Source organism: Pseudomonas tremae, assembly GCF_001401155.1.
Classification (GTDB): domain Bacteria; phylum Pseudomonadota; class Gammaproteobacteria; order Pseudomonadales; family Pseudomonadaceae; genus Aquipseudomonas; species Aquipseudomonas tremae.
Window position 1 is genome coordinate 164,630 of record NZ_LJRO01000090.1, and the last position, 26,460, is coordinate 191,089.

General features: G+C 58.4%; 26 protein-coding genes and 1 pseudogene. 14 read left to right on the forward strand and 13 right to left on the reverse strand.

All coding sequences use genetic code 11. The features are described 5' to 3' along the window. Positions 1 to 30: 30 nt before the first annotated feature. From ALO43_RS07300 to ALO43_RS07325, 6 genes are all read left to right on the forward strand, one after another. On the forward strand, positions 31 to 789 hold the full coding sequence (locus ALO43_RS07300; protein ID WP_024669395.1) for a DeoR/GlpR family DNA-binding transcription regulator: 759 nt from the start codon (positions 31 to 33) through the stop codon (positions 787 to 789). Then, positions 767 to 2,047: a M20 family metallo-hydrolase gene (locus tag ALO43_RS07305; RefSeq protein WP_024691193.1), complete on the forward strand. Its 1,281-nt coding sequence runs from the start codon at positions 767 to 769 to the stop codon at positions 2,045 to 2,047. Before ALO43_RS07300 ends, ALO43_RS07305 begins: the two co-directional genes overlap by 23 nt. A gap of 10 nt (positions 2,048 to 2,057) precedes the next feature. After that, positions 2,058 to 3,011: an aminoglycoside phosphotransferase family protein gene (locus ALO43_RS07310; RefSeq protein ID WP_053480239.1), complete on the forward strand. Its 954-nt coding sequence runs from the start codon at positions 2,058 to 2,060 to the stop codon at positions 3,009 to 3,011. Continuing rightward, a complete protein-coding gene (locus ALO43_RS07315; RefSeq protein ID WP_005894025.1) occupies positions 3,008 to 3,943 on the forward strand; it encodes a choline kinase family protein in 936 nt (311 codons plus the stop codon). The genes ALO43_RS07310 and ALO43_RS07315 overlap by 4 nt, the downstream gene beginning before the upstream one ends. 131 nt (positions 3,944 to 4,074) lie before the next feature. Next, positions 4,075 to 4,335 carry a hypothetical protein gene (locus ALO43_RS07320; protein ID WP_005894028.1) on the forward strand — a complete coding sequence of 87 codons (261 nt, stop codon included), beginning with the start codon at positions 4,075 to 4,077 and terminating at the stop codon, positions 4,333 to 4,335. Then, positions 4,332 to 5,861, forward strand: coding sequence for a sodium:solute symporter family protein (locus tag ALO43_RS07325; protein WP_005894030.1), 1,530 nt, complete (start codon positions 4,332 to 4,334; stop codon positions 5,859 to 5,861). The genes ALO43_RS07320 and ALO43_RS07325 overlap by 4 nt, the downstream gene beginning before the upstream one ends. A 101-nt stretch (positions 5,862 to 5,962) precedes the next feature. On the opposite strand, the pseudogene ALO43_RS07330 reads toward ALO43_RS07325, so the two are convergent. Further along, a pseudogene (locus ALO43_RS07330) lies at positions 5,963 to 6,803 on the reverse strand (pirin family protein). Between the two features lie 112 nt (positions 6,804 to 6,915). Between ALO43_RS07330 and ALO43_RS07335 the strand changes: the two are divergent. Further along, positions 6,916 to 7,827 carry a LysR family transcriptional regulator gene (locus tag ALO43_RS07335; RefSeq protein ID WP_024669390.1) on the forward strand — a complete coding sequence of 304 codons (912 nt, stop codon included), beginning with the start codon at positions 6,916 to 6,918 and terminating at the stop codon, positions 7,825 to 7,827. 70 nt (positions 7,828 to 7,897) lie between these two features. On the opposite strand, the gene ALO43_RS07340 is transcribed toward ALO43_RS07335, so the two are convergent. The 6 genes from ALO43_RS07340 to ALO43_RS07365 all read right to left on the reverse strand — a co-directional run bounded on the left by ALO43_RS07340 (position 7,898) and on the right by ALO43_RS07365 (position 13,099). Then, a complete protein-coding gene (locus tag ALO43_RS07340) occupies positions 7,898 to 8,521 on the reverse strand; it encodes a PqiC family protein (RefSeq protein ID WP_024669389.1) in 624 nt (207 codons plus the stop codon). After that, the gene (locus ALO43_RS07345; protein WP_024669388.1) at positions 8,518 to 10,197 is read right to left on the reverse strand and encodes a PqiB family protein; all 1,680 of its coding nucleotides are present in this window, start codon (positions 10,195 to 10,197) and stop codon (positions 8,518 to 8,520) included. The genes ALO43_RS07340 and ALO43_RS07345 overlap by 4 nt, the downstream gene beginning before the upstream one ends. Further along, positions 10,190 to 10,804: a paraquat-inducible protein A gene (locus tag ALO43_RS07350; RefSeq protein WP_024669387.1), complete on the reverse strand. Its 615-nt coding sequence runs from the start codon at positions 10,802 to 10,804 to the stop codon at positions 10,190 to 10,192. The genes ALO43_RS07345 and ALO43_RS07350 overlap by 8 nt, the downstream gene beginning before the upstream one ends. Continuing rightward, positions 10,801 to 11,430 carry a paraquat-inducible protein A gene (locus tag ALO43_RS07355; protein WP_005894042.1) on the reverse strand — a complete coding sequence of 210 codons (630 nt, stop codon included), beginning with the start codon at positions 11,428 to 11,430 and terminating at the stop codon, positions 10,801 to 10,803. The genes ALO43_RS07350 and ALO43_RS07355 overlap by 4 nt, the downstream gene beginning before the upstream one ends. 258 nt (positions 11,431 to 11,688) lie before the next feature. Then, complete coding sequence (locus tag ALO43_RS07360) at positions 11,689 to 11,988, reverse strand: protealysin inhibitor emfourin (RefSeq protein ID WP_005894044.1); 300 nt, start codon at positions 11,986 to 11,988, stop codon at positions 11,689 to 11,691. A gap of 43 nt (positions 11,989 to 12,031) precedes the next feature. Then, a complete protein-coding gene (locus ALO43_RS07365) occupies positions 12,032 to 13,099 on the reverse strand; it encodes a M4 family metallopeptidase (RefSeq protein WP_053480244.1) in 1,068 nt (355 codons plus the stop codon). A gap of 266 nt (positions 13,100 to 13,365) precedes the next feature. Here ALO43_RS07365 and ALO43_RS07370 point away from each other — a divergent pair, with 266 nt between their 5' ends. Continuing rightward, positions 13,366 to 13,716 carry a hypothetical protein gene (locus tag ALO43_RS07370; protein ID WP_005894049.1) on the forward strand — a complete coding sequence of 117 codons (351 nt, stop codon included), beginning with the start codon at positions 13,366 to 13,368 and terminating at the stop codon, positions 13,714 to 13,716. 100 nt (positions 13,717 to 13,816) lie between these two features. Here the strand turns inward: ALO43_RS07370 and ALO43_RS07375 are convergent, their stop codons facing one another. Then, positions 13,817 to 14,134: an ElaB/YgaM/YqjD family protein gene (locus tag ALO43_RS07375; protein WP_005894051.1), complete on the reverse strand. Its 318-nt coding sequence runs from the start codon at positions 14,132 to 14,134 to the stop codon at positions 13,817 to 13,819. A gap of 153 nt (positions 14,135 to 14,287) precedes the next feature. On the opposite strand from ALO43_RS07375, the gene ALO43_RS07380 reads away from it, so the two are divergent. The 3 genes from ALO43_RS07380 (at position 14,288) to ALO43_RS07390 (ending at position 16,722) form a co-directional block, all read left to right on the forward strand. Next, positions 14,288 to 14,542 carry a hypothetical protein gene (locus tag ALO43_RS07380; protein ID WP_005894053.1) on the forward strand — a complete coding sequence of 85 codons (255 nt, stop codon included), beginning with the start codon at positions 14,288 to 14,290 and terminating at the stop codon, positions 14,540 to 14,542. 145 nt (positions 14,543 to 14,687) lie between these two features. After that, positions 14,688 to 16,049 carry an MATE family efflux transporter gene (locus tag ALO43_RS07385; RefSeq protein ID WP_054997312.1) on the forward strand — a complete coding sequence of 454 codons (1,362 nt, stop codon included), beginning with the start codon at positions 14,688 to 14,690 and terminating at the stop codon, positions 16,047 to 16,049. 22 nt (positions 16,050 to 16,071) lie between these two features. Further along, positions 16,072 to 16,722, forward strand: a complete 651-nt coding sequence (locus tag ALO43_RS07390) for a TetR/AcrR family transcriptional regulator (RefSeq protein ID WP_054997313.1) — start codon at positions 16,072 to 16,074, stop codon at positions 16,720 to 16,722. A gap of 15 nt (positions 16,723 to 16,737) precedes the next feature. On the opposite strand, the gene ALO43_RS07395 is transcribed toward ALO43_RS07390, so the two are convergent. Together ALO43_RS07395 and ALO43_RS07400 are read right to left on the reverse strand one after the other, a co-directional pair. Then, complete coding sequence (locus ALO43_RS07395) at positions 16,738 to 19,479, reverse strand: glycoside hydrolase family 3 protein (protein ID WP_054997314.1); 2,742 nt, start codon at positions 19,477 to 19,479, stop codon at positions 16,738 to 16,740. Beyond that, the gene (locus ALO43_RS07400; RefSeq protein WP_054997315.1) at positions 19,476 to 19,706 is read right to left on the reverse strand and encodes a hypothetical protein; all 231 of its coding nucleotides are present in this window, start codon (positions 19,704 to 19,706) and stop codon (positions 19,476 to 19,478) included. Before ALO43_RS07400 ends, ALO43_RS07395 begins: the two co-directional genes overlap by 4 nt. 618 nt (positions 19,707 to 20,324) lie before the next feature. On the opposite strand from ALO43_RS07400, the gene ALO43_RS07405 reads away from it, so the two are divergent. Continuing rightward, the gene (locus ALO43_RS07405; RefSeq protein ID WP_081000230.1) at positions 20,325 to 20,621 is read left to right on the forward strand and encodes a hypothetical protein; all 297 of its coding nucleotides are present in this window, start codon (positions 20,325 to 20,327) and stop codon (positions 20,619 to 20,621) included. 30 nt (positions 20,622 to 20,651) lie between these two features. Here the strand turns inward: ALO43_RS07405 and ALO43_RS07410 are convergent, their stop codons facing one another. Further along, complete coding sequence (locus ALO43_RS07410) at positions 20,652 to 21,533, reverse strand: glycoside hydrolase family protein (protein ID WP_053480246.1); 882 nt, start codon at positions 21,531 to 21,533, stop codon at positions 20,652 to 20,654. A gap of 140 nt (positions 21,534 to 21,673) precedes the next feature. Then, positions 21,674 to 22,153, reverse strand: coding sequence for an LEA/WHy family protein (locus ALO43_RS07415; protein ID WP_024669382.1), 480 nt, complete (start codon positions 22,151 to 22,153; stop codon positions 21,674 to 21,676). 177 nt (positions 22,154 to 22,330) lie between these two features. Here ALO43_RS07415 and ALO43_RS07420 point away from each other — a divergent pair, with 177 nt between their 5' ends. Then, positions 22,331 to 23,536 carry an acetyl-CoA C-acyltransferase gene (locus tag ALO43_RS07420; protein ID WP_024691183.1) on the forward strand — a complete coding sequence of 402 codons (1,206 nt, stop codon included), beginning with the start codon at positions 22,331 to 22,333 and terminating at the stop codon, positions 23,534 to 23,536. 89 nt (positions 23,537 to 23,625) lie between these two features. Then, entirely contained in the window at positions 23,626 to 24,399 is a 774-nt protein-coding gene (locus tag ALO43_RS07425) for an enoyl-CoA hydratase (RefSeq protein WP_024691182.1), read from the forward strand. Here ALO43_RS07425 and tssI read toward each other — a convergent pair. Then, complete coding sequence (tssI, locus tag ALO43_RS07430; RefSeq protein WP_230855678.1) at positions 24,386 to 26,341, reverse strand: type VI secretion system tip protein TssI/VgrG; 1,956 nt, start codon at positions 26,339 to 26,341, stop codon at positions 24,386 to 24,388. The two genes, ALO43_RS07425 and tssI, sit on opposite strands and share 14 nt — an antisense overlap. Positions 26,342 to 26,460 lie beyond the last annotated feature (119 nt).

The window sequence follows — 26,460 nt, forward strand, 5'->3', positions numbered from 1 at the left end:
GATATCATTTTGCAACGGAATGTCACCCCCATGCTCAACCAGCCGCGTCTGGACGAAATCATGCGCCTGCTCGCGCAACAACAGCGGGTCAAGTCTACCGACCTGGCGCAGATGCTGTTCGTCTCCGAAGAGACTATCCGACGTGATTTCAAGCACCTTGAAGAGGAGGGCAGGTTAAGAAGAATCCACGGTGGCGCCATTCTGCCCAGATCCAGTGAAGAACTGCCTCTGCAGGAGCGCAGCCGCCTCAAGCCCAGGGCCAAGGCGGGCATTGCCACGCGGGCCGTCCAACTGGTCTGCGAGGGCATGGCGATCTTTCTCGACACGGGCACTTCGACCCTGGCGTTGGCCCAGCAACTGACCCGCTTCAGCCATCTGAAGATCATCACCAACTCGCTGGACATCGCTCAGATGATCTCGCACCAGAGCGACAATCAAGTGCTGGTGGCGCCTGGCGATGTGCGGCGTACCGATAATGCGTTGATCGGACCGCATACTCTGGAGTTTGCCCGCCAGTTTCATTACGACATCGCGTTCATGGGCATTGGCGGTATTGATCTGGACCTCGGGCTGATGGATTACCAGGAGCCCGAAGCCATGCTGCGCAGGACGTTGGTCAGGCATTGCACGCGCAGCGTAGTGCTGGCCGATGACGGCAAGTTCGGCCACCGCACGTTCATCAATACCTTGCCGTTTGCGGCAGTCACGACCCTGGTCACCAATCGGCCGTTATCCGACGAGTTCGCGACACGCCTGGAGAAAGATCATGTCGATACCCTCTATGCCTGAGCTGATCGAGCCAGGCGCAGCTGATCTGGCGGCGTTCGAAGCACTGTTTCGGCAAAGCTCGGCCATTGGCGCAACACCGGCTGGCGGCCTGCATCGGCTGGCAGCCTCGGCTGAAGACGGTCAGGCTCGCGACCTGTTTCGTGACTGGCTCGAAGGGCACGGTTTTGAAGTGCGTGTCGATGCTATTGGTAATATGTTCGGTCTGATGACTTTCAACCCGGACGCGCCATACCTGCTGTGCGGTTCACATCTGGACAGCCAGCCAAGTGCAGGGCGTTTTGACGGTGTTTACGGCGTGCTTGCAGGTGCCGTCGCCGTGGCCACTCTGGCGCGACAGATGCGCGAGCGCGGTGAAATCCCGGCCTGTAATCTGGCCGTCGTCAACTGGACCAACGAAGAGGGCGCCCGCTTTCAGCCGAGTCTGATCGGCAGCGGTGTATTCACAGGTGCGCTGGCGCTGAACGACGCGTGGGAAAGTCGCGATGGCGACGGCATTCGTCTCAAGGACGCACTGCAAGCCATCGGCTACCTCGGCAATGACACGTTCGACTTGGCCATTTCCGGTTACGTCGAGGTTCACGTCGAGCAGGGATGCGGCCTGGAAAACAGTCAGACGGCCATCGGCGTGGTGCGCGAAACCTGGGCAGCTTTGAAACGCCGGGTGCGCTTCGATGGCGAACAGAATCATACCGGCCCCACGCCCATGGCCGCTCGTCGTGATGCATTGCTGGCTGCCGCTCACACCATCACTGCGGTGCGTGAAGAGGCCGGTCTGCATGGCTTGCACATGCACACATCGGTCGGGCGTATCGAGGTCTACCCCAACTCACCGAATGTGGTGCCTTCCAGAGTATCGCTGCTGATCGAATACCGCTCCCGCGATGTCGAGTTGCTGAGCATGGCGGCCGAGCGACTGGACGCAAGCCTGCACGCCATAGCCGAAAAGACCATGACCGGCTTTGAAGTGGAAAGCAGCGTGCTGCGAGCGCCTGCCAGGCTGAATGACGGGCTTGCCGCGCTGGCACACTCGGTCGGCGTCGAGCTGGGCTTGTCGACCACCGACAGCATGACCGTTGCCGGCCACGATGCGATCAGCCTGAACCGCAGCTTCCCTGTGTGCCTGCTGTTCATTCCCAGTAGCAATGGTGTGTCCCATAACGAGGCCGAATACACCAGCGATCAGGATATGCGCAATGGTTTGCGCATGCTGACCGGATTGCTGCATCGCGCTTGTACCTTACCCGTTTCGTCTTGTTGAGGGGCTGACCATGTCATATGGCGACGACTTGACCGCCCGGCTGCTCGGCGCACTGGCAACTGTCGGTTTCGATACAAACCCTGAGGTCGAACTGATTGTTCAGGGAGTAGCCTCGCCATCGCGGCTTGCCACAGAATGGGCCGGTTTCCGTGTGACGGCTGCCGGTGGCAGTTGTTACGCGAAAGTACTGCATGCCGACATGGCACCCCTTATCGATTTTCAGCGTGCCGCGCAGGCCAGCGAATGTGCCGGGCGCACAGGCGCGGCTCCGCGTTTGCTGGGTGCAGACAAGACTGGCGGCGTGTTGATTTTCGAGGACCTTGGGACGAGCTGGCGCGCTGCGCGTCTCGATGACCTGCTCGCGCCGGGGCTGCTTGATGCGCTATGGGCACTCAAGCGACGTGTGCATGCCGGGCCTGCCCCCGATTACGCCTGGTCGCCGATGGCAGACATCGAACGCCTGCGCGTCAGGTGTAGGCAAGACGGTGTTGTACTGCCAGCGGAGCATCAATGGATAGACCGTTGCGTCGACATGGTGTGGCTGGCGTTGCAACAGCGTCAGGTGCGTGTCGCCCCTGTCCACGGTGATGGCGTGGTCAGCAACGTCATGGTGTCGAGCGAAGGCGAATTGCGCCTGGTTGATTTTGACTACGGCGGCTGCATGGACCCGTGGTACGACGTTGCGATTACCTTGAATGAGCTTTATTCGTTCGAGAACCAGTGGCGCGAAGGCATCCGTGCATGGGCGGGAGAGTGTCTTGAAGTCGACTATGCCGTGTGCAGGTTGTACGCGCTGATCAATGACTGGTACTGGACATTGTGGGGGTTCTGGAGTGGCACCACGTCCGCGCGGCAACTGGAGTTTTCCAAGGTAGGCCAATGGACGTTGCTGCGCTGCAGGCAGTGCGTGCAGGACCCGCGCCTGGAAGGCTGGATGCGTCAGGTCCAAGAGGGCAAAGCATGAAAACGTTAGGGCAGTCCATCAGTACCCAGGAGCGTCAGCTGGAGGCCGCAGTGCGCAGCATTGACTGCTGGCAGGGCCGGCATGTCGGTTATGAGCCTGTCAGCGGCGGGATCTCCAACACCAACTGGCGGGTCGAAGTAGAAGGGGCCGACACGGCTTACTTCTTCAAGGTGCCGGGCGTGGGCACAGAGATGTTCATCGACCGTCACACGGCGCACGAAGCCAGCGTGAAGGCGGCACAGACCGGTTACGGCGCGCCGGTGTTCGCCTTTCTAGAAGCGTTCGGTGTCGAAGTGTTCGAGTTCATGGAAGGCTGGCGGGCATCCTCCAATCATGATTTTCTGCAACGCGACATACGCCATGGAGCCCTTCATGGGCTCAAGGCCTTCAACGATCAGCCATTGTTGAAGCAGACCAAGACCGTGTTCGACATGATCGCCGAACACCAGGGTCAGGTGGCTGACCTCAAAGGTCTCAAGCCTCAGGACGACGGCTGGCTCTGCCTGCAGTATCAGCGCGCCAAAACGGCCCTGGAGGCTTCCGGTATCGACCTGGCCCCGTGTATGAATGACACGCTGGCGGGCAATTTCATGCTTAATGCCGAGCGCCAGATTCGCTTGGTGGACTTCGAGTACGCGTCCAATAACGACCGCCATTACGAACTGGCGCTGTGGTTTGGCGAGATGTTTTTCAGCGATGAGATGGAGCTGGCATTGATCGAGGATTACTTCGGCCACGTCAGCGCGCAAACCATCGCGCGTATCAAGCTCAACAAGGCCTTGGCGGATATCAAATGGTCGACCTGGGCCATGGTTCAGCATGCGGTTTCGCAACTGGACTTCGACTTCTACAAATACGGCAGCTGGAAGCACATGCGCGCCCGCAGCATCATCAATGATTCGCAATGGGAAACATGGCTGCGACAGGCATGACCCGCTGTTGATCGACACCTTTCGACACGCACCACACAATAAAAAAATAGCGGGTCACCGCACGTTTCTTTTACTGCTTGAGTTTTATCCGGTCACTTCATAGCCAGATCCTGAAATTCAAGGAGCACTCCATGAGTAACGTTCCGTCCTCCGTAACACCCGGCCGCCTGAAAAGCCTGGTCTTCGGCGTTTATTTTCTTGCCTTGCTGATGATGGCGCTGTTTCCGCCTTTCTACCTCAGCGTCAGCGGCAGTACCGTCGTGGTGCTCGGTATCCCGCTGCCGATCTTCTACTGGATTCTTATCGCCGTGCTGATGGGTTTAGGCCTTTGGATGCTCTACGTGGTCGAGTCTCTGACGGGTGAAATCCCGGAAGAGGGGGGCGCGCAATGATCAGCACGACGACGGTTTCGGACCTGTACATCACCTTCGGCCTGATAGGCGTTTTTCTGGCAGGCATGATCGCTGTGCTGTACGCGACGAATCGCAAGAGCGACAGCTTTTCCGATTACGCAGTAGGCGGGCGCTCCTATGGGCCTTGGTTCATCGCCATGTGCTACACCAATTCATGGTGGCCAGGCGCAACCTTCACGGCGTTCTTTGCCTTGTCCGTCGGCGGTGCGCTGGGTTTTTACGGGATGGTCTATGCCACCTTGGGCGTCACGGCGATGTACCTGATGGCCAATCGCGCCTGGACCTGGGGCAAGCGCTTCAACCTGACCACACAGCCGGACCTGCTGGGTATGCGCTTCAACAGTCCGGTGGTCAAACGTATCGCCTCGATCATCGGCATCATCTCGGTATTTCCATGGGTGGTCATGGGTATCCAGGCCCTCGCAACCCTGTTTCAATTCGCCAGTTTCGGCCGCTGGGGCGTCACCACCTGCTTGCTGGTCGGGGTCGGGGTGATCCTGATTCGTCAATACTGGACTGTGAGCATGGGCATGCGCGGGCTGATCATGACCGACATGTATCAGGGGCTGATCGCCTACGTGCTGTGCGCAGCCTTGTGTATCTTTCTCATGTTCGGTGATCAGGCGTCGTTTTCGAACCTCTCGCAACTGCCCGCCAGCATGCTGATGATCCCCGGGGGGGCAGGCAGCACGTACGGGCCGCTGTACATGTTCAGCCTGATCTTCACCGGCGTCATCGGTTCGATGTGCTGGCCCATGAGTTTCCAGCGCATTTATACCGCCAGCGGTGTGCGTTCCGTGAAGAAGGGCACGGTGCTGACCATTCTGCTGGTGGGTGGTTTCTACGGCATTCTGATGCTCTTCGCGGCAGCCATCAGCCAGGACCCGAGCGTTGCCGCGCATCCGCAGCATGGCTGGTTCCTGTCGCTGTTCGATATCGGTGGGCCGTGGTTGCTGGCCGTGGCAATCATGATTGTTCTGGCCGCCAGTATCGGCCACGTCGATGGCTGTGTTCAGGTGTGCGGCACCCAGTTTGCCAACGATCTGGCGACCTGGAACAAACCCCGCACCGACCGCGAGAAAACCATATTGGCCAAGGTCGGCATGGTGGTATTCATCGCCGCAGCCTCGCTTCTGGCTTACCTGACGTTCGACTATGCTCGCCTGCAATTGCTGGCGCAGATCTCCTACCAGGGCATTATTCAGCTCGCTGTGCCGCTGTTCTTTGGCGTTTTCAGTCGCCGTGGCAATAAGCAGGGCGCGATTGCCGGAATGCTGGTCGGGATCGTGACCGCCATCGTGCTGACCACGCTCTACCCAGACGACATCCCGGCGCTGGGTTCGCTGACCAGCGGCATCGTCGGCCTGATCTTCAATGCTGGCGTTTTTGTCGTGTGTGCTGTTGCGATCAAGCCGAGCGCGGATGAAGTCAGACGTGTCGACGAGCTGTTTGCGATGGCTGCACCGCAACGCCGACACGTGAGTGCAGCTACTGCAATGAGCTGACACTGGCCGTGCGCCGAGGTCGATTCGCCAGCAGCGCTAGCCGCTGGCGTCGAGACCTGCGTCGATAAAGTCCACAGCGGCTGCCAGTGGTCACGCAGCAGCTAAAGCCTGCCTTGTTCGCGCAGCAGGTCACCGATGCGCTCGATTTCCTGTTCACCCTGAATGAGCGCTGCCTTGCTGGTGTGCACCGAGTAGTAGCCTGTGACCAAGTCATGGGGATGCTTGATCGCCGATCCCAACACAAAGCAGGTCGGTCCTTTCGCCACGAAATCGATGGGCCGGTCCGACTCTTCGAAAACGGCCAGTTCGCCCGCACCGATCGGGCCGCCAGCGTCCAGGTGTCCGCTGCTGACTGCCAGCCAGCCAGCCAACGGTATGGCCTGCTGGTGGTGTGTAGCGCCAGTGCTCGCCATCCTTTAAATGCACGGCCAGGTAATTCATGCCTGCCGGTGACGGTATGCTGCTTTGAGCCTTGCCATAACGCCCCAACAGCACCTGCGCCGGACCTTCCTGTGCCACCTGCGAGGCAGCCAGGTAAACACTGTTTGCCGGGCCGTTCTCCTGCGCTGCGGGTAACGCTATCCACAATTGAAAGCCGGTTATGGCTGTGCTGCCGGCAGGTTGGGCATCGTGCCACACCCCGTTACCTGCGCTCATCCATTCCACGCCGCCGCTCGGTAGCAGCCCTGATTTACCAGTTGTATCTTCATAGACAATTTCGCCCCCGAGCATATAGGTCACCGTTGCAATGCCGGAGTGCGGGTGCATGCCAAAGCCCTTTTGATCCGGTTCGGATTTGAAGCCGAACTGGTCGAGAAAAACGAAAGGCTTCAACTGTTGACCCAGATCGCCCGGGCTCATCAGCCGAGTGATCGGCCCCCGCTTTTTGCCAAGGGTGCGACGAGTAACAGCGCGGGGCTGGATGGCAATGATGCTGTTCATGGGGCTTTTCCTCCGGACTTTATGCCTGAGCGCACAGCATAAGCGTCTGTGGATTGGCTTATTAGTCGGTATAGTTGGCTTGAACTCATCCGTAAATAAAAGGAATCAAAGTGTGGTGCCGGATCTGAATGATATCGCGCTGTTTGTTCAGGTCGTGCGCAGCGGCAGTTTCGCGCAGGCGGCGAGGCATCTGGGTATGCCTTCCAACACCGTCAGCCGCCGGGTTCAGGAACTCGAAGTACAGCTCGGTACGCGACTGTTGCAGCGGTCCACGCGCAAGTTGACGCTGACCCAGGGGGGTGAAGACTTTTACGGGCGCTGCACAGACGCGGTGGACGGCCTGATGGATGCAGCCGAGCACCTTGTTTCAGGGCGCGAAGAGCCCAGCGGGCGGGTACGTATTGCCGCGACGGCGGACTTCTTCGATTTTTTCTCGATGGACTGGGTGGCCGATTTTCTCGCCCGATACCCTCGTGTACAGCTTGAATTCGTGCTCAGTGACGAACGCGCCGACCTGATCGCTGACCGGCTGGACATCGCCTTCAGGGGCGGCCCGCTGCTGGATTCGGGATACGTGGGGCGGCAGCTGATCGACGAAGCGCGGGACGGGATGGTCGCCAGCCCCGCCTATATAGCGACCCACGGCGTGCCTGATTCTCTGCAAAGCCTGCAACACCATTACTGTGTCAGTGCTGCACATCCCCGAGGGGCCAGCGGCTGGCGTCTGCTCGGGCCTGACGCCAGGATGCATGACGTGCAGATCGCCAGTCGGTTCACCGCCAACACTGCTCAGGCCTTGCGCAAGGCCGCACTTGCAGGGCTGGGTATCGCGTTATTGCCGGCGCCCTTGATTCGTTCCGATCTGCGCGATGGATTGCTGGTGCCGATACTTGCGCAATACCAGCGCACCAGTCACGGCCTGCACGTGCTTTACCCCAGTCGACAGCAGTTGCCCTTGGCGGTTTCAGCGTTTATCGAGATGGTGATGGAGAAGCTCGAGACCAAAGCGTTTCCTGCGCAATGAGCGCTGATCGGGCACGCTTGTTTAAATGTCGGGAAAGGTCAGGACGCCCTGGTCAGGCGTCCTGTGGTGCTTAAAGGCAACGAGAGGATGACTGCTGTGTCCAGCTTTGAGCGGTGGCAGCGATCTTGTCGGCCAGTTTAGATACGGCTTTTTGGTGAGCCACGATGAGGTTCTCCATGCCTGCGCCGGCCTGTTCGCGGATCACGCTGCTGCAGGTCAGGCTTTTTCGCTTGCTGCCAGCAATTGCGCCGCCCTCGCGCAGCCCCAGCGTCCACACCACATCGATCAACGCATAATTGCCTGGCATCGACTCGAAGCGCCTGACGTCAGTGCGGATGGAAAGCACCGGCTGGTCAGCGCTCTTCGGCAGACCGGCCATGTCCCGGCTGCCGAAGCGACGCTCCAGTTGCGGCGTCAACGCATCATGAAACTCGTCGCCCAGTGGTGAAGCCCAGCGTTCGGCGTCAAGGATCGCCAGGCTGCCGTTGCCCTGGCGAACCACCAGCGGCGGCTGGTCGACCTGCACGGCCATCAGCACGGGAAGCATTTCAAACTGGAAAGGCATGGGCCTGGCTGCGGAAGCCTCGGTCTGGCCCATGGGCGCAATCAGTGTGTAGTAGTGAGTCTGCGTCGAGGTGCAGGCACCCAGTCCCAGCGTCATGGCCAATACCGTCAGTTTCAGGCGCAAGGTCATTGTTTTGGCTCCGGATCAATGGCTCGGGACGAGGAGGGGGCGTTGAACGAACGTGGGGCGGCATCGCCGGTACGACCACGAATCAACGACTCTGGATGGCGGCTGAGGAAGTCTGTCAGCACCCTGACCGACCGTGCAGTGCGTTGTACTTCGTCCAGTGCCTGGCCCAGTTGCTGGCGTGCTGGCGAGTCTTCGGCGAACGAATCGTTGGCAGTCCCCAAGGTTTTTTCAGCCTGTTGCAAGGTGCCGCGCATTTGCGGCAGTACGCTGCTATTGACCTGTTTGAGGGTTTTTTGCAGCTCGCTCAGTGTGCCATTGAGGTTGCCCGCCAATTGGTCGATTGGCAGTTTACTGAGCTTCTCTACGAATGCCTGCAACTGCTCCTGCAGCTTGTCGAAGCTGCCAGGCACGGTCGGGATCTCGAGCGGGCGAGCCTTGGCGTTGAACGCCACCTTCGGCGCCTTCGGATCGAATTCCATCGCGATGTACAGCTGGCCGGTCAGCAGGTTGCCGTTGCGCACCTGAGCACGCAGGCCATTGGCAACAAAGGCGCCCAGCACTCTGGCCGACTGCTCCTCTTCGTCCCCCGAGCCGCCGAGCTCCTGTAACTTAGACTCGGCTGCGCCCAGACGCTTGGGATAGATCACTGCGCCTACGATGCCCGGGAAGGTCTTGGTCGCCGGATCGTAATCCAGATCGACCGACACCACCTTGCCGATGTTGACGCCCAGGAAGTCCACCGCGGCATTGACCGTCAGGCCACGCAGCGACTGATTGAAACGCATGCGGATGTAACGTGGCTCGCCATCCGGAGGCGCCATTGCAGTGGTTTGATCATCGAAGATCTTGAATTCGGCATTCTCGTCGGCCAGCTTGGCATCCGGGCTCCAGTTGGGTTCGCGGAAGGCGATCCCGCCGGAGATGATCGAGGTCAGGGACTGGGTATTGACCTTGACGCCCGATGCGCCGACCGTGATGTCCACGCCACTGGCGTTCCAGAAGCGGGTATCGGTGGTGATGTATTGGTCGTTCGGCGCGTTGATGAAGATTTGTACGTCAACCCCGCGGCCATCCTTGGACAGCTCATAGGCGACGACCTGGCCAACCTGAATCCGTCGGTAATAAATAGGCGAGCCAATGTCCAGCGAACCCAGGTCATCGGTGTGCAGGATGAAACGCTTGCCCTTTTCACCGAACGTCACTGGTGGAGGTGTTTCCAGGCCGGTGAAGCTGTTTTTGGTTTCTTCGGAGCTGCCTGCATCGGCGCCAATGAATGCGCCGGAAAGCAAGGTATCGACGCCCGACACGCCGTGCGCACCAATGCGCGGACGCACCACCCAGTACTGGCTGTCTACTCGGGTAAAGGGGGTGGCGCTGGTATTCAGTTCGATGGTCGCCAGCACGTGAGTGCGGTCTTCGCTGAGGCTGATTTCCGTGACCATGCCGATGACCACATTCTTGTACTTGACCTGAGTCTTGTTGGCCTCCAGGCCCTCTGCGGTCAGGAAGCTCACAGTGATTCGCGGCCCGATATTCATCCAGTCGTGAAAGGCCATGGACAAACCGATGATCGCTGCGATGATCGGCACCAGCCAGATCAGCGAGACGCGCAGGCGACGACGTTTGACTTCAGGCCGTGGCACTGAAGCAGACGGTGGGAGGGTATTGTCAGACATCTTCAACCTCTGCGTCCCAGATAAGCCGGGGATCGAAACTCATGGCGGCGAACATCGTCATCACCACTACCAAGCCAAAAAACAGAATACCGATTCGCGGCTCGATGGTGCTGAGCTCGCGAAACTGAACAAGAGACGCCACAAGGGCTACAACCAGCACATCGAGCATCGACCAGTAGCCGATCAGTTCGATGAACCGGTAAAGGCGCGCACGTTCGCGCATGGCCCAGGTGCTGCGGCGCTGACAGGTGATCAGCAGCATGGCCAGGACCAGAAACTTGATACAGGGCACCAGCACGCTCGCGACAAAGATCAGGATGGCGATGTCCCAGGAGCCGCTTTCGAAAAACTCGATCACACCGCTCATGATGGTGCTTTCGCTGCGGTTGCCCAGCAGGTTGGTGTACATCACCGGCAAGACATTGGCCGGAACGTAGAAAATCAGCGCAGCAATCAGGTACGCCCAGGTGCGGGTAATGCTGTTGGGCTTGCGCCGATGCACCGGCGAGTCACAGCGCGGGCAGCGCGTGGCGTCTTCCTGGCAGGCGTAGCCGCAGGTATGACACAGGCACAGTTTGTGTTCGTGGGCGAAAGGGATGCCATTCATTCAGGCTTTACTCCCAGTTCATCCCAAAGCCGCCGGATATCCTTGTTGGCGATCAGTAGAATCAGCACCATCAGCATGGCCATCGCCCACAGGCCTACGCCGGGGTGAACATCGAGCATGCCGGACAATTTGATGATCGCCACCAGGATGCCGAGCATGCACACCTCAAGCATGCTCCACGGCCGCAGATGCTCCAGGGCGCGCATGCAGGTTCTGAAACCGGGCGCGATGATGCCACGCTGCGCATGCACCAGCACCCAGAACAGCAGCACGATCTGCAGCAACGGCGCGAAGATGATCGACAGGCCCGCGACCAGCGCAATGAGGGTGATCCGCCCCTGTGCCAGCGCCTCGACCGACTGCCAGAGCGTGACCTCGTTGGTCAGGCCCTTCATGCTGATACTGATCACGGGGAAAAAGTTGGCAAAAACGAAAAACATGGCCGCGGCGAGAGTCAGCGCCAACAACTGTTCGATGGTCATTCGCCGACCACGACCGAGCAGGGCTTCGCAACGAAGGCAGAACGCAGCTTCGCCCGGTTTCAGCGGCTGGGCTTCGTACAGCGAATCGCAATGCTCGCAGATGATCAGACCGGTTGAGTGTTCAGTAGGATGCACAGTGCTCATCGACGCCATGGGTGCAGAGGTAAAGGGTGAGGGTGCGAAGCACGAAAAGATACCTCGTTAATGGCGTTTTGTAGCTTTTATTTTGTACCGCCCGCGCCAACTGGCGGTACAAACCATTGACCGCGATCGGGGGAGGTGGTTCAGATGTCATAGCGCCATTATTTCATGGTCGTTATTTCATGAGAATAGCAATACGAGGAGTTAGCCTGTGCCCTTCACAAACCGATGAAGGGCACAGGTCATTATCGCGTCGTCTGCCTAGAGCTTGCCGGGTTTGACACGCTGTTTCAGAAACCCCAGCAATTGGCGGGCTGAAGCGGGTACGTTGTGTTCATCGAAGGTCATGCAGATTTCCTGAGCCGTGTCTTCGATGGTGATTTCATACTGATTCAAGTCCCGCGCCTCTTCGTTGAAGGCGCTGCCTGATTTATTCAGGCCGCTGTCACTCACCAGTTGCTGCAACTGCCGAGCTTCTGATGGGTCCAGCGTTTCAGTATCGACCTCACATCGTTTTACCGTGCCTGCAAAACCGCCTGACTGGACTAGACAGACCTTCATTTTATGCACCTTTCTGGTTAGACCTGACCCTCAAGCCTGTTCCTCATACCTTGACCCCGACTTCTTTCCAGGCCGCTTTCACGGCTTTTTTGGCGTCTGGACCAAAACGTGGGTCTGCGGCGATTTTCAGGCTGGTTTTGGCGCAATCGACGAACTGACTGTCCGATTTCAGCGCCAGCATCGTTTCATACCAGATTCTGCCTGCAACTTCCCAGGCATTTCCGCCGAGTGCCTTGGCAACCAGCACGAAAGCACGGTTGGGAATGCCCGAGTTGATGTGTACGCCACCCCGGTCCTTGGCACCTGTGTAAAGGTTGGCCATTGTTGCCGGTTGTGGATCGTCCCCCAGGTCCGGGTCATCTGTGTACGCCGTGCCCGGGTTTTCCATGTCGCGGATACCGCGGCGGGTCGGCGCGGGCACCAATAGCTCCTTGCCGACCACCCAGTCCGATTCAGTGGCGCTGGTGCCTTGTTTCCACTGGCGTACCAGCATGCCGAACACATCGGCAAAGTGCTCGTTCAAGGCCCCGGACTGACCGCGGTAGTCCAGGTTGGACGTGAAACTCTGCACGCCGTGGGTCAACTCATGGCCTATTACCTCAAGGCTGCCGGTGAAACGCTTGAAGACCAGATCGTCGCCATCGCCATAGGCCATCTGGCTGCCATTCCAGTAGGCATTGCTGAGGGGGACGTGTTCGCCGTTGAAGTCCACTTCGGCGACGTGAACAGTCGACACCAGTGACATGCCGCTGTCGTCCAGCGAGTTACGCTCGAACAGCTCGGCATAAAAGTCGTATACATCGCCGGAGCCTTCGTAAGCCTCGTCCGCCGCCTTGTCGCCCGTTGGCGCTTGGCCCTCGGTGCGGACAACGGCACCGGGAAGGTCGTCAGTCCCCTTGGCGTCATGAATTTCGCGATGTTTTCGGCCGTCAGGGGATTTTACTGCGTGCATGGACGGCATGGTCCTGGCGGTCAGGCGAGAGGCGAGGAATGCCGAGCTGCTCGTCAGGTTGGCAATGGCCCGGGTGCTGACCAGGGGCTGGGGGGATCGCGCCATACGCTCCAGCATATAAGGCGGAATGAAACAATGCAGCGGGTTTCGGTCGCACATGATGAACTCCTGTACTAATGCACCGATGGCAGCACGCCACCGATCAACATGGTCGCAGAAGGTTTGACACCTCATGTATCGTTTATATGCAAAGAAATATCCGATTACATGATTACCAATGCCCTATAAACCAGCCTTGGTGGCGAGAGCCCGCGTGGCCGGGGTTTTGTGTCGCCAGGCGCAAGCTGCGACACCTCGACACAGTCGCTCAACACCGCGCGCGAGAATGCTAGACTCGCGCCACTTCAGACGAGGAGCAGACTCACGTGCGCAAGACGGTAATGATAATGGCGATACTGGCGTTGGCTGGATGCGATGCAGGCAGCTCTCGTGCGCCAGCCAGAGAAAAAGCCCAGGACGCGGCAGTGACTGCTCCGGTGTCCGCGCCGCAATGGTTCATCCAGATGAACTCGCGCGAAGCGGTAAGCGATACCAGTGCCTGGCTGCTCGAGCGCAGCTATGCGCCAGTCATCGTGGACATAGACGGTAAACAGCAATTGTTGATCGGACCTTACGAAAGCCAGGCCCAGGCCGAAGAGCAACGTGAAGCGCTGCAGGCCAAGGTGAGCAAATCCCATCGGTTCGCAGAACCTTCAGTGGTGCAACACACCCGGTAATAGCTTCAGCCGACGCTGCTCGGGTCACGCCAGATATTTATTCAAGCAAAAAAACGGGCCTGTGATCAGGCCCGTTTTACGTATCAGCGGGGTGCGTCGATCAACGGCGACCCAGCAACAGCCCTACCACCAGACCAAAGCCGGCAGAAATGGCGACGGTCTGCCAAGGATGGCCACCGATGTACGTCTCGGTCGCTTCGACCACAGGTTTGGTGCGGTCGCGCACGCTGGCCATCGAGTCGAGTGCCTGCTTCAGTTTGACGCTCAGCTGTTCGCGCAGCGTTTCAGCTTCTTCGCCCACCAGTGCAGCGCTTTCCTTGAGCAGCTTGTCCGATTCCTCGATCAGTGCCTGAAGATCACTGAATGCCTGATCCTTGATTTGATCGGCGTTGTATTGAGCTGAGGTCTTGCGAGCCATGGCATTTTTCCTTTCAAGTGATGGCAATAGTGATAAATGGAGTCTCGCTTATCCTGAAAAGTTGCAATTGCTTGAATGACCCGACGCAAGACTCTGCAAGAGAAGCCCGTTACGGGTGTAAGATGCAGCCGTTTTTAGCCGTAGGTGACTGTCATGAGCTTCAATCTGGCCAACCGGCCGCTGCCTGAACGTACCGCTCTGGAAGACGAAAAATCCCGCTTGTTCGACCTCTGGCAGAGCAACCTGGGAAAGGCCAAGGGGGAGGCTGCACGCCTGATGGGCGAGCGCGCCAAGCGCAAGGGTAAATGGTCTGAGTGGGTGCGCTCCGAGCTGGACACAATGAGCCCTCCGGAGTACGCCAACATGGTTCGCAGTGAAGTGAATCGTCTGGTGGCGGCTGCCAGGTAGTCGAGTGTCCTGGCTGACTCTCGCGCCAATGCACCGGCTGGAGAGTCAGCAGGTTTTGTACAACGCCAGGCATGGAGCGCAAAAACAATCATTATTGCTATTTGAACCCCATTTTCAGGGGGCATCAGGCCTGTAGAGATATTTGATGGCCGAAGCCAGCGCAAGATTTACCCAAGGCAGCGTAGCGCGTCATATTGCCGTGACTGTCAGCACCAGTGCCGTTAGCCTGTTTGCAGTGTTCCTCGTGGATATCCTGACACTGGTCTACGTCGCGATGCTCCACGATCCGGTCTTGCTGGCGGCCATCGGCATTGCCAAAGTATTGATGTTTTTCAACAGTGCCCTCGCCACTGGCCTGATCATCGCAGCAACAGCCGTACTTTCCGAGCGCATTGGCCACCGTGCTGCCGGGTCGATCCCGAGGCTCACCGCCAGCCTGCTGCTGATGGTGTTTGCAGTCTGCGCCGTTTCTGCAGGCGTGCAGATAGCGCTGATCGGCCCGATTACAGGCTGGCTCGGTGCCGAAGCGGCCACTTATGACGCCGCGCACAGCTTCATCTGGTTGACGCTGCCGTTTACGGCGATTCAGGCCGTCATGCAGATGTCGGCACAAATGCTCAGGACTGCCGGGGATAACAACCGGGCGTTATGCGTTGTGCTGTCAGCCGCAGCCACATTGGCGGTTGCCGACCCGTTATTGATCTTCGGGCTCGACTTGGGCCTCAAGGGCGCAGGTATTGCGTTTGCGCTGTCCGCCTGCGTTTCTGCATCGTTGGGCGTGTATTGGCTGCGACAGCGAACAGGGCTGGTGCTGACGCGCAACCTCAAACTGTTTCGGCTCCATGCCGTGCGCACGTTCAGGATTGCCCTGCCAGCGATGGCCGCCAACCTGGCGACACCTGTGGGGCTGGCGTACTTCGTGGCTTCGTTGTCGGCATTCGGTACCTCGGCCCTGGCTGCCATGGCGGTGCTGGACAGGGTTGTGCAATTTTCCTATTGCGCATTTTTCGCGTTGCCTGGTGCCCTGGCCCCTGTGTTGGGGCAAAATATCGGGGCGCAACGGGATGATCGTGTCAGTGCGGCAATCGTCTTCACGCGCAAGCTGGTGATTTGCTACGGTCTGGCGGTGTGGCTGCTGCTGGTGCTGTGTGGCGGAATGATCGCCGATCTCTATCAGCTTGACGGCGACGCGCGGGCTCTGTTCCTTGCCTTTTGTCATTTTGGCGGAGGGTTGTGGGTGCTTATCGGGCTGGATTTTGTTGCCATCTCGGTATTCATGACCATGAACAGGTCGTGGTGGGTGCCGGTTTTCGCCTGGCTCAGGGCTACAGCAGGTACAGTGCCCTTCGTTCTGGCAGGCATTCACTGGTTTGGCAGCAGCGGTGCGTTCCCCGGGATGCTTGCCGGCAATGCGATCATTGCACTGATATCGATCGGCACCGCCTCGCGGACGGCAAAGCGTTTTTTCACCGGCAGGGTCCAGGCAGCAAGCACCCGGGCATATTGAATCAAGGCGTAATCAGGTTTTTATGGTCATCGAAGAATCAGGGAATGAATCCGAAGCGGCAACTGCGCCCAAGCGGCGCCGGGCGCCCAAAGGCGATATGCGTCGAAAGGCTTTGCTGGATGCTGCCACGGTGGTGTTCGCCAGAGATGGCTACTCAAGTGCGTCGATGCGCGAAGTCGCGCTGCTTGCGGGAATCACGACGGTCGGGCTGCTGCATCACTTTCCCAACAAGGAAGCGTTGCTCAGTGCGCTGCTGGAGCGTCGGGATCAGCGGGTGACGTCAAGGTTTCAGGACCTGACCACCGAGCTGACGCTGGAAGGGTTTCTGAAATTTCTCAAGCTGAGCATGAGCTTCAGCATCGAAAATGCTGATGAATGCCAGGCTGCATTGCTGATGAATACCGAAAGTCTTTCACCTGCGCATCCGGCCTGGTCGTGGCACCGCGAGCGCTTTCACATAACCCACGAGCATGCACGCGGCCATTTGAATGCGTTGATAGAGGCAGGAGAGGTGCGTGCGGACATCAATGTGAAAGCCATGGCTCAGGAAATATTTTCAGTCATGGACGGTTTGCAGATCCAGTGGCTGAGAAGTCCAGAAGACGTAGATGTCATGGCTGTCTTCGATATTTATGTGCAGCGTCTGGGAAGGGATATCAAGGCTCTTCCCTGAGCCTTGACGGGTTCATCAGTAGGTCTGTGCCGCGCTGACCTGCACTGCCTTGCGCAGTGGCAACGGCAGCGGGTTGCTGTCGCGGGTGGTCAGTTTTTCGGGGTATAGCGTGATCAGGGTCTTGTCGAGCGTCAGGTTCTCGGAGTCGGTGCCCACGAGAATCTTGAACTTCCCGGCATCGACGTCCCAGCTTGCAGTCTTGTCAACGTAGTAGGCCAGCGAACGCGAGTCTATCGGCACGCTGACCGTCTTGCTCTCACCGGGTTGCAAATAGACTTTGGTAAAGCCCTTGAGCTCCTTTTCCGGACGATCTGCAGCAGGCTTCACTGGCTGCACGTAGAGCTGCGCCACCTCGAAACCTGCCTTGTCGCCGGTGTTGGTCACGGTGAACTTGACGTCAATCGTAGCGCCTGGGGTCAGGACATTGGTCGAGAGCTTGAGGTCGCTGTAACTGAACGTGGTATAGGACAGCCCGTAACCGAACGGGTACAGCGGCTTGGCGTGCTTCTTGTCATAACCGCGATAGCCCATGTACAGGCCTTCGCTGTAAGTCATTTCAGTCAGCGCCTTGTCACCACGGTAGGCCGCCGGGTCCGGGTAAGAGGCGTAGCTCGGGTTATCCTCGATCTTCTTGTCGATCGTGACCGGCAGCTTGCCCGACGGGTTGATCTTGCCATAGAGGATTTCGGCCAGAGCCTGGCCACCTTGCTGGCCCGGGAACCAGGCTTGCAGGGAAGCGCCGACCTTGTTCGCCCAGGGCTGCATGTTGGCCACGCCGCCACCGTGCATGACGACCACGGTATTGGGGTTGGCTTTGGCCACGAAGCTGATCAGTTCTGCCTGCTGGTCTGGCAGATCGAAGCCGTGGTCAGAACCTTCGCCTTCGTTTTCAGATGTGGTGCCGGTTGCCACTACGACCGCATCGTACTTCGACAGGTCCTTTGGCGGACGCAGCGACGCCCAGCTCATCTGCACGCCAGTCAGGCCGCCGAGTACCGGGATGAAATTACCCTGAATGCGCTTGTACTCCAGCTTCACGGTATAGGGTTTGCCAGCAGTCAGTGCAGCCGTTTTTCCCGAGGTGGTTAGCGCGTTCACTACGTCGCCCGAATAAGGTACGCCGTCGCTCTGCAATACCAGTTCATCGTTGACCCAGAGTTTGTAAGGGCCGTCTGCACGGACCTTGAATACCTGCGGGCCGGAAACAGTAGGCTTGATGACGCTGGTAAATCGTGCTGAAAACGCGCCGGGTGATGTGCTGAAACCGGCAACGGCCGTCGCGCCGGCACTGGTGACGTTGGTGCCGGTGGCCCAGTTCAGGTTTACGCCTGGTTCGACACGCGTCAGTGCGGGATCACCGGAAAGGCCTGTGTTGGAGTAGTACTCGGCTTTTACCCCGGAGTTGCTGATGCCGTTGTCTCCCGACGCCGGCTGATACCACGCCGAACTGGCCGGGTTCAGGCTCATTTCCGGGAGGTAGGTAACGTTGTCACTGCTGGACGCCAGTTGCTGCAGGCCGCTCAGTTCGGTGACATAGCTGTTGGGTGGCGAGTTCGCAGTGCCGAAAGGCGAGGCAGGCACATCGTGCGCCCAGTTACCGATCACAGCGATCTTCGCCGAGCGCGCCAAGGGCAGCAACGGCTTGCCTGTTGCGGTGTTTTCGTTGCGCAGCAGGACGATGGACTCACGCGCGGTATTTAGCGCTGCACGCATGCCGTACTCGGGGTGGTCCAGTGTCTTGGCGGTATTGAGGTTTTCCTGGAGGTCATAGCTGACAATGGCTCGCAGGTTGCGTTTGACCTTGTCATCAATCACGTTCTGAGTCAGCTGGCCGCTCCACAGGTAAGGCAGCAGGTTGGCTTCGGTAAATTGAAGGCCAGACGGCATGTCGATGTCGGTACCGGCCCACGCGCCCTTGAATGCATCATGAATAGCATTGAAGTCGCTGATCACGGTTCCCTGATAACCCCATTCACCTTTGAGCACTTCGGTGATCAGGTGATGGTTTTCGCAAGCGTAGTCGCCATTGACCTTGTTGAAACCGCACATGATGGACGCCACGTTGGCGTTTTTCACCATCGATTCGAAGCCCGGCAGATACAGTTCACGCAGGGTGCGTTCATCGACCTTGACGTCGACTGCCTGGCGATTGGCTTCCTGCTCGTTGGCCAGGTAGTGCTTGCCGCTGGCCTGAATGCCTTGCGCCTGGATGCCGTTGACGATGGCCGGTGCCAGCACCGCGCCGAGGAAAGGGTCCTCACCGCTGACATACTCAGCCGAGCGTCCGTTGTAGGGAGTGCGATACAGGTTCACTCCGGGCGAAAGCATCTGTTGGCCGCCGGAAACCCGGGTCTCGTAGGCAATCGCGAGGCCGAATTCCTTGGCCCGGTTGATGCTCCAGGTCGCTGCCAGCGCGGACTGCGACGGGTACTGGGCGCCAAAGGTGGCATTGTTGACGTGAACCCCCATCGACGAGTCGTACGCCACGGTGCCCTTGATACCCCATTTGAGCAGGGATGGGATCATGTGCCCGTCATTGACACGTGTGAAATTAATTTTCTCGGACTGATTCATGTTGTCGAGAATAGAGCTGACGCGCGCTTCGACTTCATTGCCGGTGGCTGGCGTCACCGCCGCAAGAGCGAGGTTTGCCTGCATGACGCTGAATGTCAGCAGGCTCAGGCCCAGTGTCTGTTTGAACGCTGACAAGGCATCAATCCTTTTTTTCAGGGCAATCTGTGAATGGGGGTTGTTCATGGGCGTTGCACCTGCGCTGGCGCGTCTTCTGTGTCCACGGGTGTATCAAGCAGCGTGGAAGAATTCTTTTGCGCGGCCGGGGTGATCTTGTCGGCGCCGGACAGCTGGGCCCTTTGCGCGTCTACCTGCACACGCACCTGTTGATCAGTGGCCGTGGAAGTTGTGTCCGCTGCAAGAGCAGCCACACTTTGCGCGCACAGAAGTACTGCGCTGAAAACAGACAGCATGGTTCTAGTCATCGATTGCATCTCGATTGAGGGGTCAAAGTTAAAAAGACAGCGGTCGCAGTCCTGCAGTGCCGGGGCGGAAATCAAGCCCGGCGTGGCGTTATAAAGTTTGCTGGCGAGTAAAGTATTCGGAAGCCTTGAATAAAGAAATGATGTCACTTTGATATCTATAAATTTAGAGCTTGTTTTCGAAAAATCAAGTCTTGAAATAAAAGGAAATATCTGTATTTTTTGGCATAAAACGTGTGCTTTTGTAATTTTTTTGAATTCTAAAGCTAATATTTAGGTGTTCAATGATTATTTATTGTTTTTTATAAACCTAACTGTTGTTAGGTTTAACGATCTGTTAAGCTTTGTGCTGTGAATGGAAATCCTGCTTTTTACCGTGCCATGTATTTAAAAAGTGCATGTTAACCGGGTGCCAGATCTGTGCCAGACAATAAGTAAGGTAGTGCTTTAATTATTTAAGGTTCGTCAGGTGTTTTTGTCTGATTTCATTCGGCACGTTGTCTGGATTATAAGTCTGTGTGTATTGATTCTTCATGCGAGCCGCTGGGCAATACGCTGTCGTCGCTTGCCAGCGTTCGTTGTTCAAATACTTATACGGTGAGTGACTCTTTGTTTCGGACTGACCTTGCGATCTTGAAGGCCGTCAGGCGCCTTTGCGCCGGCCAGCCCCGAAAATTGACGTTCGGTCAGATCTACCGAGAGCTGGTCCGCGCCCATTCGAGCCTGCCTGCAATCGATGTGTGCGTTGCAATGGTCGATACGATGGTCAGGGAAGGGCTTCTGAGGTCAGCCAGGGTTCTTGAACACGATCTCTCATTTCCCTACCCACAACACATCATCAGCGGCCTGACCGAGATCGGTGCCGCTTCTCTGGTTGAGCGTGAACAGGCTGCGGGCTTTCGTTGATACTGCCTGGGTTAACCCGCGCCTGTCCGGTCATTCGCTGTAAGGCAACGACAGGTAGTACTGACCCAGTTCGGTCAGTCTGCCTTCGTCGCTTAACAGACTGGAAAAATGCGGGTCGTGATTCATGCGCCCAGTGAACCAGGCGTATCTGAACACGTCGGCTCGTCCCTCAAGCGTGGCAACCATATCGGCCATTTGCTGCTTTTGCTTTTCCACAGAGTCAATCTGCATTCCGTCATTCAGGCTGTGCCAATTGGCGAACTCCGTGACCCATACCGGCTTCCCGTAGCGTGTCAGCCTGTCGAGCATTCCTGACATACCGTAGTCGTACCAGTGAAAGGCCAGATAGTCGACCTGAGGATCGCGATTCTGGTTCAGGGAGCGATAGGCTGCGTAGAACGCGTCGAGCCATATCACAGGGTCGCCGTAGCCCGGCTGGGTTCCCCAGTTCATGGCCGGGCCTACCAGTTTTACCCCGGTCTGCGCTGAAATCTGTTCCAGCCTTGGCCAGAAGCGGGCAACTGCTTCGGGGCTCATGTTGGCTTGATCCATCAGATTGGGTTCGTTGATGACCAATAGATAGCGGATGGCGGGATGTGCCTGCAGATAGAGTTTCAGCTGGCCGTCATCGACGTTGTCGTTCCAGACCATCGGGATGAAGTCCACGCCATACAGTGCGGCATAGTCGTAGGATGCCAGGCGGTCGTGGGGTTTCGGGCTCCAGTTGTACCACCAGCTCAGGCCTGACGATAAAGTGCTGAGGTCGGCGGGTGACGTGATGTCGTAGGCGATACCGCGCTTGGCGCTTTTACTGGCGGCCCACGTCGAGGCGGTCGATGCGCAGAGCAGCAGCGCCAAAAGGGCATATAAGGGCAGGGTATGGAGGGTGGCCGACAGCTTGCGCAGCATCATGGGGTGTCTTCCTTGAAGTGAGGGGAGCAAACAGGCATAAACGGATTCAAGCAGCAAACATGCCAGCGCTTTCAAACCCACTCACGTTGGCATCCGCTTTATGCCCCCGCCACGTACGCTGGCCGCTCAGGGCGCAGGTCTTACCACGGATCCCCCTCTGCCTGACGCAGGTCCAGTGTGCCGCTGTCGCTGAAGCGCAGGGTGCCGAATAACCCGCCAGCCAGTTTGCCGCGCAACGTATAAGGCAGATTGTCCAGGCGCTGGCTTTGCGAAAGGCCTAGCGCCTGGCGCAAGGCGGCAAAGGCCGAGACACTGACCGGGACCACCAGCACAGCCTCGGAGAAGCGTCCTACCGTACCTTTCTGGTTGCTGACACCGGACGCCAGCAGCTTTCCATTCACGTCCAGGTCCAGTGCCACGCCGGTGTAATTGATCTCGGCATCGTTGGGGTTCTGAACACGCAGTGTGACTGCCATGCGCAGCTCCAGGCCCTGTCCGGGGATGGGTTCGATACCGACGACGTTGATCGCAAGCGGGTCTCGATGGGGCAGCAATGCACATGCACTCAGGGTGAGAACGAGCAGGCCTGAAAGCAGGGCACGGATCGGGCGTAGCGACATTGGTGGCTCCGGCATCGTGAGGGTGTTGGTCTTTCAGACCCCTTCTTGCAGAAGAGATTCGGCCTGCAGGGCGCAATCCACAGATACCCGCTAATCTGCCTGCCTTACCCGTTGCGTCCTTATCGCCGCGGGTTGATCATTTCAGCAATACCAACAAGAACAAGACTGGAGATAGCCATGTCCATAGAAAGGACGATTTCGCATCACGACCCCGTGGTCATCGTGAGTGCTGCACGCACGCCCATGGGCGGTTTTCAGGGTGACCTGCAGAGCCTCGGCGCAACCCGCCTCGGGGCAATCGCCATTCGCGCAGCCGTCGAACGGGCCGGGATCGAACCCGCCGACGTAGAGCAGGTGTTGTTTGGGTGTGTGCTGCCGGCTGGCCTGGGGCAGGCGCCTGCCCGGCAAGCGGCGCTGGGTGCGGGCCTGAGCACAGCAACGCTGTGCAGCACCGTCAACAAAATGTGCGGCTCAGGCATGCAGACAGTGATCATGGCCCATGACTTGCTGCTGGCAGGCAGCGCTAAGGTAGTGGTGGCTGGGGGCATGGAAAGCATGTCCAACGCGCCTTATCTGCTGGATCGTGCGCGCAGCGGCTATCGCATGGGGCACGGCAAGGTACTGGATCACATGTTCCTCGACGGCCTCGAAGATGCCTATGAACCCGGTCGACTGATGGGCACCTTCGCCGAGGACTGCGCTCAGCGCCACGGCTTCAGTCGTGAGGCCCAGGACGCATTCGCCTTGGCTTCACTGGCTCGTGCGCAGCGCGCCATCGCCGACGGGCACTTCGACGCCGAGATTGTTCCGGTGCAGGCCACGATGGGCAAAGAGTTCAGGTTGATCGCTCACGACGAACAGCCTCCCAAGGCTCGCCCGGAGAAGATCCCGACGCTCAAGCCAGCCTTTCGCGAGGGCGGGACCGTGACGGCGGCTAACGCCAGCTCGATCTCGGACGGCGCGGCGGCGCTGGTGCTGATGCGTCAGTCGCAAGCGCAGCAACGAGGCCTGCAGCAATTGGCTGTGTTTCATGCGCATGCCGCATTCGCGGACGAACCGGGATTGTTCCCTACCGCACCTATCGGGGCCATCCAGCGTCTGCTGAGCAAAGCGGGTTGGGCTGTAGATGATGTTGACCTGTTTGAAATCAACGAGGCCTTTGCGGTCGTGCCGCTGGTGGCAATGAGCGAGTTGGGGCTTGCCCATGAGAAAGTCAACGTCAATGGCGGCGCCTGCGCACTGGGCCACCCAATAGGCGCATCGGGTGCGCGGATTATCGTGACGCTGCTGGCCGCGCTGCAGCATCGGAATCTGCGAAGAGGCGTAGCGGCCATTTGTATTGGCGGTGGTGAGGCGACAGCTATTGCTGTTGAAATTATTTAGTTTAAATTCAACAATTTAAGAGCAATTTATGAAGTTATTTCTATAATAATTGGATTAAGTCGGTAATTTTTTAAAAAGGATATTTATCAATGATTTACGAGATGATCCTCACAGAGACTATCGAAAAGGTCGGGCTGATCACCTTGGATCGTCCCAAGGCATTGAACGCGTTGAATGCCCGGCTTATCGACGAGCTGAACCATGCGCTCGACCGCTTTGAGGCAGACCAAACCATTGGTTGCATCGTGCTGACAGGTTCGGAAAAAGCATTCGCTGCCGGAGCCGATATCAAGGAGATGGTCGAGCTTTCGTACCCGCAGATCTACCTCGATGACCTGTTCCGCGAAAGTGATCGGGTCGCAGCCCGCCGTAAACCCATTGTGGCTGCCGTGGCCGGATTTGCACTGGGTGGTGGATGTGAGCTGGCGCTGATGTGCGACTTCATTCTGGCGGCTGAAAACGCCCGTTTCGGTCAGCCTGAGATCAACTTGGGAGTGTTGCCGGGCATGGGCGGGACGCAACGTCTGACACGGGCCGTCGGCAAGGCCAAGGCGATGGAAATGTGCCTGACCGGTCGCTTGATGGACGCTCAGGAGGCCGAGCGCGCCGGGCTGGTATCCCGAGTCCTGCCGCTGGACCGGTTACTCCCGGAAGCGCTTGCGGTGGCAGCCAGCATCGCAGCGAAATCGCTGCCTGTGGCAATGATGGTCAAGGAAAGCGTCAACCGCGCGTTCGAGGTCAGTCTGGCCGAAGGTATCCGGTTCGAGCGCCGGGTATTCCATGCTGCATTTGCCAGCCATGACCAGAAAGAAGGCATGAAGGCCTTTATCGAAAAGCGCCAGCCTGGCTTCAAGGATTGTTGATCTCGATCAGGCCGCGCTCCCCCTGACCCCGGCTCTGTTCAAACCAGATGTGCAGCGGCAGGCAGTGGCCTGGGTGGATAATGCAGAGCGCCCGTGGCGTCTGGCGATACTCGTCTGCCAGGCGCCTGCACTGTTCTTCGTCCAGACCCAAATGGCCACGTTCATCGGTTCTGCCTTCGAACAGAATGTCTTCGGCGGCTACGCGCGGCAGATGCTGCAGGCCAGGCTGGTCCATTCGTACGATGTACCAGATACGGTCTGCCAACGGCTCGCCATCACGGCCCGGCTGCCCGGTCAGACGAAGGTCACCCAACGCCGGGTGCCCGGCAGAAGGCGTCGAGACCGACGTGTTGGTGACGGACGCTGTAATCGGCGTAGTGTTCGGGGCGGTTATCAGGATGTGCTGTGGAACGATGTGCAGCGTTGTCATCTGGTCGTGCAAAATCAACCCTTCATGTGTCGTGATCTGCAAGTGTTCACCACTGGCCAGACGAATGCTGTCGACAGGGGCGATGGCTGCACCGTCCAGTCTGAGACTGCAGCCTGAAGGGGCGTCAGCCGGGCCGAGTGCGGCGCAGATCACCGGGCGTTCCGGGTTATTGTCGAGATAGCGAATCAGGACGCTTGTACCTGGCGGCAGAGCATACAACTCATCGCTGGCAGCCTTAGCGGTTGGCCAGGAATGAGTTGAGCTGCCATGGCCGAGGGCTGCTTGCCAGTCGAATCTGATTGATCGAAAACCGGGTCTTTGTTCTTGGGCACTGTCACGCTGCAACGTCGCGATGTGATCGCCTGTGGCGGCAGGCCGAGGGTGTCTGAGCGAAGGGCGAAAGGGTATCGCCCACGGGATGGCCCTGAAACTGTTGCTGTAGCCATTGCCTGATGCGTGCCTTGATTCAGCTGGGGCGCGTGGGTCGTTGAGGACAGCCTTCAGAATGGCTTGTGTGTCGTTGACATCGGCTCCACGCAGCACCTGCAACTGGCGTCCCGAATGAGTCACTTCGGTCAGCAGCCATTGATCGTTGAACAACGGTTCGGGGTGCTCAAGCACCTGAACGACTTCACCGCTACGCAGCGCACACAAGCGGGTCTGGCCTCTGACTTCACGTCGTTCGCAGCGCAGACGCTCCAGGTTGCGAATGCCGTGCTGGCGGTCGAGCGCCTCCTGGGGGCTGACAGATCCGCTATAGGTTGCAGGCACAAAAGGCTGATTGGCTGCCGGTGTGCTCATCTCCTCTGGTGAGCCCGGTGACAGTGGGCTGGCAGTCCTTCGGCTTTGGTGTTGGTAGTGCGAGGCAGGCGGCATTGCCAGTCTTTCGGCCATGTGTAAAAGCGCTGCCTCCGCCGCGTCTGTCTGCCCGTTGTGGCGGAACCTAATTGGCGCGCGCTGGATGGGAAAGCTCGCCGGGTCATCCGAAAACACCAGTACGTGGCCGCTCGGCTCATGCTCGAAGCGGAAATGAATCCCTTCTTCTTCGCACAGTCGGTACAACACGTGCAGGTCGGTTTCGTCGTACTGGACTCGCATCGGACTGGGAGGATAAAAGCCGCTCATCAAGCCGAACCGGCAGGCGTTCGTGCCGACTGCAGGCGAGCTTAGTAACCGAGCGATCAGTTGCGGTGTCGTGACATCCTGATGAATACGGCGCCGTTGAACGAGCGCAAGTTTTCTCAGGTTCGGCATCAGCACCAGATGGTAAAGGCTGACACATGCTCCGTCGTGGATCCGGCTGATCTGGCAAACCTGGCCATGCACACCCTCGCCAAAACGTCCGTAGCTCAGAAACGCGTCGCGATGCAGCAACGCAAGGATGTCCGGATGCTCAGTACTGCTGATCAGCTTGATATCAAAGCGATAAGTTTCGTTAAGCGCGTCGCGACCCGTGAAGCCGATGACACGCAAGTCCGCCTGGCAGTCGGCAATGGCCAGCGTGATTGGCATTTGCAGGTCTTTGCACATTCGCGGGCTCTCCCACCTGTGAATTCAGGGAGCGCAGGGTACGGAAAGCCAGGCGTCAAAAGCATTGCCGTATGTTTTTTCGGAAAGGGACTACAAGCCGT